Source organism: Neoroseomonas soli (assembly GCF_018129065.1).
GTDB lineage: Bacteria > Pseudomonadota > Alphaproteobacteria > Acetobacterales > Acetobacteraceae > Neoroseomonas > Neoroseomonas soli.
In genome coordinates this window covers 1-2354 of record NZ_JAAEDM010000174.1, presented here as the reverse complement: position 1 = coordinate 2354, position 2354 = coordinate 1, and the positions used below count along the sequence as shown (strand labels likewise).

Genomic DNA, 2354 nt, shown 5'->3' with positions numbered 1-2354 from the left:
CCCGCCCCGGCGTGCGGCGGGCGGCGGCAAGGCGCGCGAGCAGCGCGTCCTGCGTGCCGGCGGGCGGCGGCGCGTCGGGGTCGAGGCAGGCCACGGCCGCCTCCGGCTCGAAGAGGGCGAAGCGCGGCGCCTCCCTGTGCTCGAGCGCGAGGATGGAGCGCGGGGCATAGAGCACCGGGTGGCGCTTATGCAGCGCCGAGAGCAGCGCCGCGCGGTCGCGTCGCGCCTCGCTGAGCATGCTTTCCGGACGGCGGCGGTAGGAGAAGCCGGCCTGCGGCAGGTGCACGCCGCGAAACCCCGCCCCGGCCGCGCGCAGGAAGAAGTCCCAGTCCTCGAAGCCGGCGCGCAGCGTCTCGTCGAATCCGATGCCGGCCTCGCAGACCTCCCGCCGGACGAGGGCGGCGGCATCGCAGACGTTTTCCGCCATGTGCTGCAACAGGTGGTGCCGCCCGGCCGTGGACCAGGCGCCGCCGATGCCGACGAGGTCGAAATCCGGATAGGCCCAGCCAACCTCCGGCGCGGCCGCGAACAGGGTGTCCCAGGCGCGGCGCAGGAAATGCGGCCCGATGCGGTTGTCGGCGTCGAGGAAGAAGAAGGCGCGGCAGTCCGGCCAGGCCTGGCGGGCGAAGCGGATCCCGGCGTTGCGCGCCGCGGCGACGCCGCCATTGGGCTGGACCAGCACGGCCAGGCGCGGCGCATGTGCTCGCGCCCAGGACATCGCGGCGTCCAGGCTTTGCTGATAGACACAACCGTCGATGACCACGATGATCCTCAGCGCGGGCGCGTCGCGCTGCGCGAGAACAGAGGCGATCGCCTCCGAGAAAAGTGCCGGCTGCCGGAACAACGGGATGATGACGACGACCTCGCATTTCGTGTCGGCGACTTCGGCACGTGTCATCGTCTCGCTCCGGGCCCGGCGCCGCATTGCGGTCTTCTGCTCGGATGCAATGTCGCGGCGGGGCGGGGATCGTGCAACCCGTGCCTGACCGCGCCCTTCCCGGCCTGCTCGTGCGCGCGCCGACGGAGGACCTGCCGGCGCTGTTCGACGGACGCCCCGTCATCGTCGTGGAGAGTCGCCTGCCGGATACCGTCGCGCTGCACGGGGCGGGGGCGCGCATCTGCCGTGCCCATCTTTCGCCCGAGGGCGTGACGCTCCGCTTCGGCCCGCCGCGCAGCCGGGAAGCCGCCCCGGTGACCTTGCAGCATCCGCCGCCCGCCGTGCTCGCGCTGGTGGCGCAGACCCCCCTGGTCCTCGGCCGCCTGGCCGGATGGTGGCGGGACGGCGGGCTGGAGCCGCCGGTGCTGATCGCCGCGGAAGGCGGCCTCGCCGCCCTGCCGGAATTGATGACCGCGGCGCTGGCCGCCGCCGGCGCGGCCGCGCGCCGGGTCTGCGAACTGGAAGACCGCTGCGCCGCCCTGCGCGCCGAGGCCGAGCACCTGCGCGCCTCGGTCGCCGCCATGCTCAACACCGTCGCCGGGCGGTCGCCGCCGGGCATGGAGACGCGGCTCGACCTCGCCGCGGATCCGGCCGGGTCAACCCTGCGCCTCGCGGCCGGCGCGGCGCCGCTGGTCGTCGAGCCGGGGATGCCGACGCCGGGCATCGCCCGCCTGTCGCTGCATCTGCCCGAGGCGGCGGGCGCGGCGCTCTCGGTCCGGCTGATCGGCGCCGAGTCCGGCCGGGTGCTGTGCGCCTGGCGCGTGCCCCCGGCGGCGCTGCCGGCGGGCTGGCTGCACCTCGAGACGCCGGAACCGCTGCTCGGCCGGCCGGAGTCGCTGCTGATCGGCCTGCGGGCCGAGGGCGAGGCGGGGGAGGTCGCGCTCTCCGCCGCTGCGGAGGCGCCGGAGGAGCCCGCCCTGTCCATCGCCGTCCTGCCGCCGGGCGGGCGGCTGGTGCGGCCGCTGCACATGGACTGGGCGCATTGGCACGACGATGCCGCGGTGGCGGCGCCCCGCCAGGCCCCGGCGCAGATGCTCGCCGAGGCAAGGGTCGCCGGGCCCGGTGAGCTCGATGCCGGCTCAGGCGCGATGCGCTGCCTCGCGCTGCCCGAGGGCTGGGAGGCCACCCGGGTGGATTTCGGCCCCTTGCCCGAAGGCTGCGCGGCACTGCGCTGCGACCTGCGGCTCGGCGCGGGCGTGGCGGAGGCGCGGCTGATGGTGGGCGGCGCCGCCGCGACCCCCTGGCGCGTGTTGCCGGAGCAGGAGGCGCGCCCCTTCATCCTGCCGGTGACGGACGGCGCCCCGGCGGTGGCGGTGGAACTGCGCGGGGTGGGCGCGGCGGCGGTGGACCTGTTCCAGCCGGTCCTGTTCCCGGCCACGCGGCCGCCCGAGCCCGCGCCCGAGGCCGCCGTGGCGGC

At 76.3% G+C, this 2354-nt stretch carries 2 protein-coding genes; one reads left to right on the top strand and one right to left on the bottom strand.

Going from position 1 to position 2354, the window contains the following annotated elements:
* Nucleotides 1–898 (bottom strand): glycosyltransferase family 2 protein (locus GXW76_RS25185; RefSeq protein WP_211864885.1); only part of this gene is annotated, 898 nt, incomplete at its 3' end.
* Between the two features lie 80 nt (nt 899–978).
* Between GXW76_RS25185 and GXW76_RS25180 the strand changes: the two genes are divergently transcribed.
* On the top strand, nt 979–2354 hold a 1376-nt coding region (locus GXW76_RS25180; protein WP_211864884.1), incomplete at its 3' end, for a DUF6212 domain-containing protein.